Below are 7,495 nucleotides of genomic sequence, written 5' to 3' on the forward strand. Positions count from 1 at the left end.
GGGAATTCTGCATGAGTATACTGGAACAATTTTTGCCAGCGTTTCTAGAAGAGGTCGTGGGAGACCGCTTCGGACGTTATTCGAAGTATATTATTCAGGATCGCGCGATTCCTGATGTTCGCGACGGCTTAAAGCCTGTACAACGACGTATTCTATACGCGATGTATGATTCTGGAAACACGCCGGATAAGGCATATCGCAAATCAGCCAAAACGGTTGGTGACGTAATGGGTAATTATCATCCCCATGGCGACTCATCGATTTATGAGGGTATGGTTAGAATGGCACAGCCTTGGAAAATGGGGCATACGCTTGTTGACGGACATGGTAACTGGGGTTCTCAGGATGATGACCCGGCTGCTGCTATGAGGTACACAGAAGCACGCTTGTCGCCAATTGCGATGGAGCTGCTTCGTGATATTGAGAAAAGAACGGTGCTTTTCAAAGATAACTTTGATAATTCGACGAAAGAACCGGTTGTACTCCCGTCGAGATACCCTAACCTGCTCGTAAACGGTACCAGTGGCATCTCAGCGGGCTTTGCCACCGAGATACCACCCCACAATCTAAGAGAAGTGATTGACGCCTGTATCGCGCTTATGGGGAGCCCAGAGCTGTCGCTTGAGGAGCTCATGAAATATGTTAAAGGTCCAGACTTTCCGACAAGCGGCTTAATCATGGGTGAAGAAGGTATCCGTGATGCCTATGCTACAGGTAAAGGACGGATTTACGTCCGGTCGAAAACAGTGATTGAAGATATGCGGGGCGGGAGACAGCAGCTCGTTATAACTGAAATCCCTTATCAGGTAGTTAAGTCTCGCCTTGTTACGGCGATGGAAAATATACGGCTAGAGAAAAAAGTTGAAGGTATTGCTGAGGTTCGCGATGAGAGCGGACGCAATGGTCTTCGTATTGTTGTCGAATTCAAGAAGGAAGCGGATGCGCAAGGGATTCTTGCTTATTTGCTGAAGAAGACGGATTTGCAGGTAGCTTATAACTTCAATATGGTGGCTATCGTTAACAAAACACCTATGCAGCTTGGCCTGAAGCAAATCTTATCTGCCTATATTGAGCATCAGAAGGAAGTCGTAACTTTCCGAACAAAATACGATCTAGAGAAGGCCGAGGATCGTGCTCATGTAGTAGAAGGTCTCGTAAAGGCACTTAATCTGCTTGATGAGGTAATCGCGACAATTAAAGCATCTAAGAATCGTGCCGATGCACAGGACAATTTAGTCGCGAAATTTGACTTCACTCCACGCCAGGCAGATGCGATTCTGACATTGCAGCTTTATAGATTAACCAATCTAGAGATTACAACGCTAGAGAAAGAACATAAGGAAATGATGAAGCGAATTGCTTACTTGCGATCCATTTTGGATAGCGAGAAGAAGCTGCTTGGTGTCATCAAAGATGAGCTGCTCGAAATTCGCACAAAATTCGGCATTGACAGAAGGTCAGATATCCGTGGTGAAGTAGAAGAACTTAAAGTTAATCTTGAAGTACTCGTAACACCTGAGGATGTGCTTGTAACACTTAGCAATGACGGCTATGTAAAAAGGACAAGCATGCTGTCTTTCACTAGATCTGGAGGAGAGCAACAAAGCTCTGGAGTGAAGGAAGGCGATTTCGTTCGTGAGCTTATGGCGGTCAATACGATTGACAACCTATTGCTGTTCACTCGCAAGGGGCAATATTATCTACTGCCTGTCCATCAAATTCCAGAGTTTAAGTGGAAGGATACAGGGACAGCAGTTGTTAATGTGATCCCGATGCCGAAGGATGATTCCATCGTAAGTGTCATTCCCATTAGAGATGTTTCAGCTTCAACTGCGTCACTAGTGTTCGTAACGAAGCGGGGTCAAGTGAAGCGAACAGAGCTTAAGGAATATGCAACGACAAGATCTACAGCAATTGCCGCTTGCAAGGTTGCCGATGGTGATGAAGTTATTCAAGTCGTCGTAAGTGACGGGACGAAGCAAATTTTGCTGGTGACAAAGCATGGGATGAGTATTCGATTTGCCGAGAGCGAAGTGAATCCGATGGGTAAAGTTGCAACGGGTGTCAGAGGCGTTCAGCTGAAGGATGGAGACGAGATAATTGCCGCCGAATGGGTTGCCGAGGATGAAGGCGAAATTGTCGTCATTACAGATATTGGCTACGCAAAACGATCATTGCTGCTTGATTATCCGATCCAAGGAAGAGGCGGCAAAGGCGTTCAAACGTTCGAGTTCAAGGAAGGCAAAAGAGTTAAACCAAATGGAGCTGCTCTTGTTGCCGCATATTATTGCAAGGATGCGAAAGAGATCACTGCCGTTACATCTTCTGGAGCAAAGCTTGTTGCGAGTTCAGAGAAAGCACCAATTGAAGATCGCAAATCGATTGGGAAGCTGATCTTCCTCGTTGAGAAGAATGATATCATAACAAGTACACTTGTACGCTCGCTTACGGAGATCAATCAAAAGGGCGATTAGGTGGATCAAAACGTTCAATAACTTCCAAAATAGCTTCTAGCATAACCCACAATGGTACCGGCTCATCAGGGCTGTCTAACCATTGTGGGTCTTTTATTATGCCATAAGCTTTTATTTTTTGTATAATTGCTGCTTTACGTTCGTCCATATCAATCACGCCCCTTAAAAATTTTCGCAGCAAAATTACATCGAATGCATGAGCGAAAGTACTAGGAAAGCGAAGAAGTGCTGGGCTTTCGCCTCATTGTATGTCTAATGTTGTCAAAATGTTCACTATTGTATCGATTAATATCGCAAATTATTAATTGTGTTAATCTTTTATTCGACATTTTGGGCTGTTATAATATATAACGAAAGGTGAAATATGACAGAGAGCGAGTGTGAGGATAAATGGTATCTGATGAATTTACTCGATTATGGATGAAGCTTTCACGCGAGTGGAAAACCAGCTTAGAGCAGTCGCTCGCTCCACTCACGGAAGGACAATTGAATGTGCTAGATTTGCTTTTGCAGCATCAGCCAATGAAGCCTTCTGATCTGCTTCAGTATTTGGCAACAAMACCTGCTGCGATAACAACACTGCTTGATCGGATGGAACGGAATGAGCTGATCGATCGTTCTAGAGATGATAATGATCGGAGAATTGTATGGGTATCTGTATCGAAGAAGGGTCAAGAAGAAGCTGTGCGCGGTACAGCGATTCGGACTCAATTAATTGAACAATCGCTGGACCGCATTTCCTCTCATAATCAACAGCTGTTGGTTTACTTGCTAGGGAAAGTCGCGAACCTATGAAGAGGTAATCTAGTAAATGTTTATTTCATAGAATCGAGCCGATTACGCAATAACTCGAAATTTTCTTTAAGCGTATCGTAGTCGGCTTGTGCTAATAAAGGATCAGATGAGGCATTAATGGTCTGTTCAATCGGTAAAATACGGTATCGAAAAGCACTATCGGGTTTATATCGATGAACCCAGGTCGGTATCGACTCTATTTCGGTGAGAGAGATGGTACCGTCAGTCATATTTTTTCGTATGTTTACTTTGAAAATAACCCCGTAGTCCTTCGTATCGCCTCGCTGGTTTGAAATGAAATTACCCATAGAATATATGATAAGACCGGTTTTTGGCGCACCTTTCTCATCTGTCGTCTCTACAACCTCATAAGGTTGTACGACATGAGGATGTGAGCCGGCTATAATATCAGCGCCAGCAGCAACAAGCGTTCTAGCTAAACGTTTCTGTTCTTTACTTGGCTTAGTCTGGTATTCGATACCAAAATGAAGTGAAACGGTTACAAGATCAGCTCCCGCTTCGCGAAGCCGTTTGATATCTTCTATTATTTTCTGTTCTTCTATTAGCGATACTAGATAAGGTTTACCTTCAGGTATAGGTATGCCGTTCGTTCCGTACGTATAAGAAAGCAACCCCATAGTAATTCCATTCTTTTCAGAGAGAAGCAATTGATCTGCGTCCTCTTGAGACGAGGCCGTTCCAACATGCAGGAGGTCTAATGATTTTAAATTTTCAAGTGTGCGCAGCAGTCCTTTTTCACCCTTATCGAGTGAGTGATTGTTAGCTGTTGTAATAAGGTTGAAGCCAGCTTGTTTTATTGCTTCACCCAATTCATACGGTGCATTAAAGTGTGGATATCCAGTATAGCCATACTCAACCCCGGCCATTGGTGTTTCCAAATTGGCGATCACCCAATCTCCTTGATTTAAGATAGGTGCTATATCATTGAAAAACCCATCGAAGTTATAACGCTTCGTCGATTTGTCATATGCTCCTGGTAGCTGCGGCGTATGCATCATAATATCGCCAACCGCTATCCAGACTGCTTCTGAAAAAACAGGCGCTTGCGGCGATTCAGACGGCTGTAAAACGRTTGTGGTTGGCATAGGTGTAGGGGATGGCGAGTCTGAGGCAGACTCGCCGACAGCTTCTGGCGGGATAACTCCACTAAGGTTTGGAGCCTTCACTTGATTGGAAGGCATTACATAGAGAATGACCAAACCTATTAGAGTAAGTGATAATAGAATGGTATGAACAATCCAGTGTTTTTTGTGACGCATTCGTGCATCTTCCTTCCTTATAGCACACTATTGAACATCTTGGATGCGAGTCCTAGTTGTTCGTCAGTCCACCATGTCCAAGCCTTTGAGCCGCTAGGTATGGAGTGGAAGCTCACGATTTCTTTCGAGATAGGGTGTGGAGCGGTAACCGAGGTTGACCATAAAGCGATATCAGATACGTCAGCTGTAGGTTTAGCTCCGTATTTAAGATCGCCTACTAAAGGGCATCCGATATGTGACATTTGTGCTCTAATCTGATGCGGTCTTCCCGTGTGCAGCCGTATAGCTATAAGAGAATAACGGCCAGCATTCGCTGCAACCTCATACTCTAAAATAGCTTCCTTTGCCTCATCGACAGGTCGGTTGTAGACAGTGACCTGATTACGCTTCTTATCTTTAAGAATATAATGTGTCAGCCGTCCCGTATGCGCTGCAGGAGAGCCCTGCACGACGCATACGTACGTTTTGCCAAAAACACGGTTTCTGACAGATTCGGAAAGTCTCGACGCAGACTTCGAGGTTTTGGCAAAAACCATGACACCGCCAACTGTACGATCAATCCGATGAACAAGTCCTAGAAACACATTTCCCGGTTTGTTATGGCGTTCCTTTAAATCCTGTTTCAATAGGGTGAGCATATCTGGATCGCCCGTCTCATCCTCTTGTGACAAAATACCGGGGGGCTTAATAACAGCGAGCAGGTGATTATCCTCGAACAAAATAGGAATGGACATTATTTGGACTCCCAGCGTCCCAAAATTCCACATGGCAAATTAAGACCAGACTTTGTGATTGGCAAGCCGATTTCGCCACAGTTAATTTCTCCGCCATACTTAGCTGTCATCGTCATGTGAAGCAAATTATGCAACACAGAAGGAGATAAGCCAGTCGTATAGGAGTTAATCAACATGAATAACGGTTTATCTGACAAAATCTCCGTACAAGACTGCAGAAACGGAAACAGATTTTCTTCCAGCTTCCAAGTCTCGCCATTTGGACCGCGTCCGTAGGAAGGCGGATCCATAATAATCGCATCATACTGCTTGCCCCGGCGCTGTTCCCTTTGTACAAATTTAAACACATCGTCAGTAATATAACGGATTGGAGCAGACTCAAGGCCAGATAATTGTGCGTTTTCTTTTGCCCATTGGACCATACCCTTGGCAGCATCTACGTGACATACTTCTGCACCAGCAGCAGCTGCAGCAACTGTAGCTCCGCCTGAATAAGCAAATAGATTCAATACACGAATCGGACGGCCTGCTGATCTAATTTTGTCCATCATCCAGCTCCAGTTGACTGCTTGCTCCGGGAATAAACCCGTATGCTTGAAGTTAGTCGGTTTGATATGGAAGGATAGCTCACCATAGGAGATCGTCCAGCGTTCTGGAAGGTCAGGGCTCATTTCCCACTGACCGCCGCCAGCGGAGCTGCGGTGGTAATGACCGTCTGCTTTTTTCCATAGGCCAGTTTCATTTACGATAGGCCAAATAATTTGAGGATCTGGACGGCGAAGCGTATAATTTCCCCAACGCTCCAGCTTGTCTCCATCTCCAGTATCTATAACCTCATAATCGTTCCATTTATCTGCAATGTACATGTTTTATCGTAACCCTCTCTTGACTTTGTTTTTGTAATATAATAATGTCATCGCTAATTATATCGAAGCGAACACTGTGAATCAATGAAACGATGAAAATAGAGGAGAAAACGACGATGATGAGCTTTGAATGTGAGTGTGGAAACAAAACAGTATTATTTGCAACAGGTGATCGGGATGAACACGGCAGAGAATTTGTGGAAATTGAAGACGATGAACGGCTTACTTTTACAATTGGGGATAATAGTGTTTTATTTCGCTGCTCTTTTTGCAAATATACGTATAGACTCGAGCAGTTTTAATGTAAATTTGACTTTTTTGTGACCGAAGTATATTGAAAAGTGAATCCTTTAGTTGTATGATAACTGTAAATCGAGTTGTATGTACAAGTGCATAAATATGATTTAGTATATATCGATAACGTACGTACAAGTTGTTTGTGTGGATCATGCGAATAAGTATGAAAGAGTTTTACATTAGTAAAACTTAGGTGAATGCTTACGAAGCGGTTTTACATTCGTAAAACTTAAGGTGAATGCTTACGAAGCAGTTTTACATTCGTAAAACTTAAGGAGGAACAATTCAATGTTACAGGTCAAGCCTTATCAGTTTTGGTTCGTTACAGGAAGCCAGCATTTGTATGGACCTGAAACGCTAGAGGAAGTAGCGCAGCATTCCCGTATTATTACAGCTGCTTTGAATGATGATTCCATCTTCCCGTTTGAGATCGTATTTAAGCCCGTAGTGACAACACCTGAGGATATTTTCAAGCTTTGCATTGAAGCGAAGACTGACCAGATCTGCGCGGGTATCATTACATGGATGCATACATTCTCACCCGCCAAGATGTGGATTCATGGCTTATCCGAATTAAGGAAGCCACTGCTGCACCTACATACGCAATTCAATCGTGATATTCCCTGGGACAGTATTGATRTGGACTTTATGAATACGAATCAATCGGCGCATGGAGACCGTGAGTTCGGCCATATTTTCTCAAGACTTGGCCTTGAGCGTAAAGTGGTGACTGGCCACTGGGAGGATGCAGAAACCAGATCACGCGTCGTAAGCTGGATGGGCACTGCGATTGCTTTTAACGAAGGACGCAACTTGAAGGTTGCTCGCTTCGGAGACAACATGCGTCAAGTTTCGGTTACTGATGGTGATAAAGTTGAAGCTCAAATTAAATTTGGCTGGTCTATAAATGGGTACGGAATTGGTGATTTGGTCGACCATATGAACGAGATCTCCGAAACAGAAGTAAAACAGCTGTTAGAACAATATGGGGAGCTCTATGATATTTCATCCGACACCCGTAATAATGCAGCATCATGGGCATCTATTGG

8 protein-coding genes are annotated in these 7,495 nt (G+C 43.9%); 4 read left to right on the top strand and 4 right to left on the bottom strand.

The annotated features are described in order from the left end of the window. Positions 1-11 precede the first annotated feature (11 nt). Positions 12-2,474: a DNA gyrase subunit A gene (gene gyrA / locus AC1DWN_RS08720; protein ID WP_477558509.1), complete on the top strand. Its 2,463-nt coding sequence runs from the start codon at positions 12-14 to the stop codon at positions 2,472-2,474. Here gyrA and AC1DWN_RS08725 read toward each other — a convergent pair. Then, positions 2,455-2,622 (bottom strand): hypothetical protein, encoded by a 168-nt coding sequence (locus AC1DWN_RS08725; protein ID WP_477558510.1) that lies wholly within the window; start codon positions 2,620-2,622, stop codon positions 2,455-2,457. The genes gyrA and AC1DWN_RS08725 overlap by 20 nt on opposite strands. 242 nt (positions 2,623-2,864) lie before the next feature. On the opposite strand from AC1DWN_RS08725, the gene AC1DWN_RS08730 reads away from it, so the two are divergent. After that, positions 2,865-3,269 carry a MarR family winged helix-turn-helix transcriptional regulator gene (locus tag AC1DWN_RS08730; RefSeq protein ID WP_477558511.1) on the top strand — a complete coding sequence of 135 codons (405 nt, stop codon included), beginning with the start codon at positions 2,865-2,867 and terminating at the stop codon, positions 3,267-3,269. 20 nt (positions 3,270-3,289) lie between these two features. On the opposite strand, the gene AC1DWN_RS08735 is transcribed toward AC1DWN_RS08730, so the two are convergent. Genes AC1DWN_RS08735 through AC1DWN_RS08745 form a run of 3 tightly spaced genes read right to left on the bottom strand, consistent with a single transcriptional unit; the run spans position 3,290 to position 6,149 of the window. Beyond that, positions 3,290-4,549, bottom strand: a complete 1,260-nt coding sequence (locus AC1DWN_RS08735) for a CapA family protein (protein WP_477558512.1) — start codon at positions 4,547-4,549, stop codon at positions 3,290-3,292. Between the two features lie 17 nt (positions 4,550-4,566). Further along, positions 4,567-5,283 (bottom strand): RluA family pseudouridine synthase, encoded by a 717-nt coding sequence (locus AC1DWN_RS08740; RefSeq protein ID WP_477558513.1) that lies wholly within the window; start codon positions 5,281-5,283, stop codon positions 4,567-4,569. Continuing rightward, entirely contained in the window at positions 5,283-6,149 is an 867-nt protein-coding gene (locus tag AC1DWN_RS08745; RefSeq protein ID WP_477558514.1) for a class I SAM-dependent methyltransferase, read from the bottom strand. Before AC1DWN_RS08745 ends, AC1DWN_RS08740 begins: the two co-directional genes overlap by 1 nt. Before the next feature lie 116 nt (positions 6,150-6,265). Here AC1DWN_RS08745 and AC1DWN_RS08750 point away from each other — a divergent pair, with 116 nt between their 5' ends. Together AC1DWN_RS08750 and AC1DWN_RS08755 are read left to right on the top strand one after the other, a co-directional pair. Further along, positions 6,266-6,451, top strand: coding sequence for a hypothetical protein (locus AC1DWN_RS08750; protein WP_475810674.1), 186 nt, complete (start codon positions 6,266-6,268; stop codon positions 6,449-6,451). Positions 6,452-6,734: 283 nt separating this feature from the next. After that, on the top strand, positions 6,735-7,495 hold a 761-nt coding region (locus AC1DWN_RS08755; RefSeq protein WP_477558515.1), incomplete at its 3' end, for an L-arabinose isomerase family protein.

The organism is Paenibacillus sp. P4_A7 (assembly GCF_056402455.1).

Bases quoted from the DNA above. Each gene is read 5' to 3' on its own strand.
- gyrA (WP_477558509.1), top strand. From the start codon at position 12: ATGAGTATACTGGAACAATTTTTGCCAGCGTTTCTAGAAGAGGTCGTG.
- AC1DWN_RS08725 (WP_477558510.1), bottom strand. From the start codon at position 2,622: ATGGACGAACGTAAAGCAGCAATTATACAAAAAATAAAAGCTTATGGC.
- AC1DWN_RS08740 (WP_477558513.1), bottom strand. From the start codon at position 5,283: ATGTCCATTCCTATTTTGTTCGAGGATAATCACCTGCTCGCTGTTATT.
- AC1DWN_RS08745 (WP_477558514.1), bottom strand. From the start codon at position 6,149: ATGTACATTGCAGATAAATGGAACGATTATGAGGTTATAGATACTGGA.
- AC1DWN_RS08750 (WP_475810674.1), top strand. From the start codon at position 6,266: ATGATGAGCTTTGAATGTGAGTGTGGAAACAAAACAGTATTATTTGCA.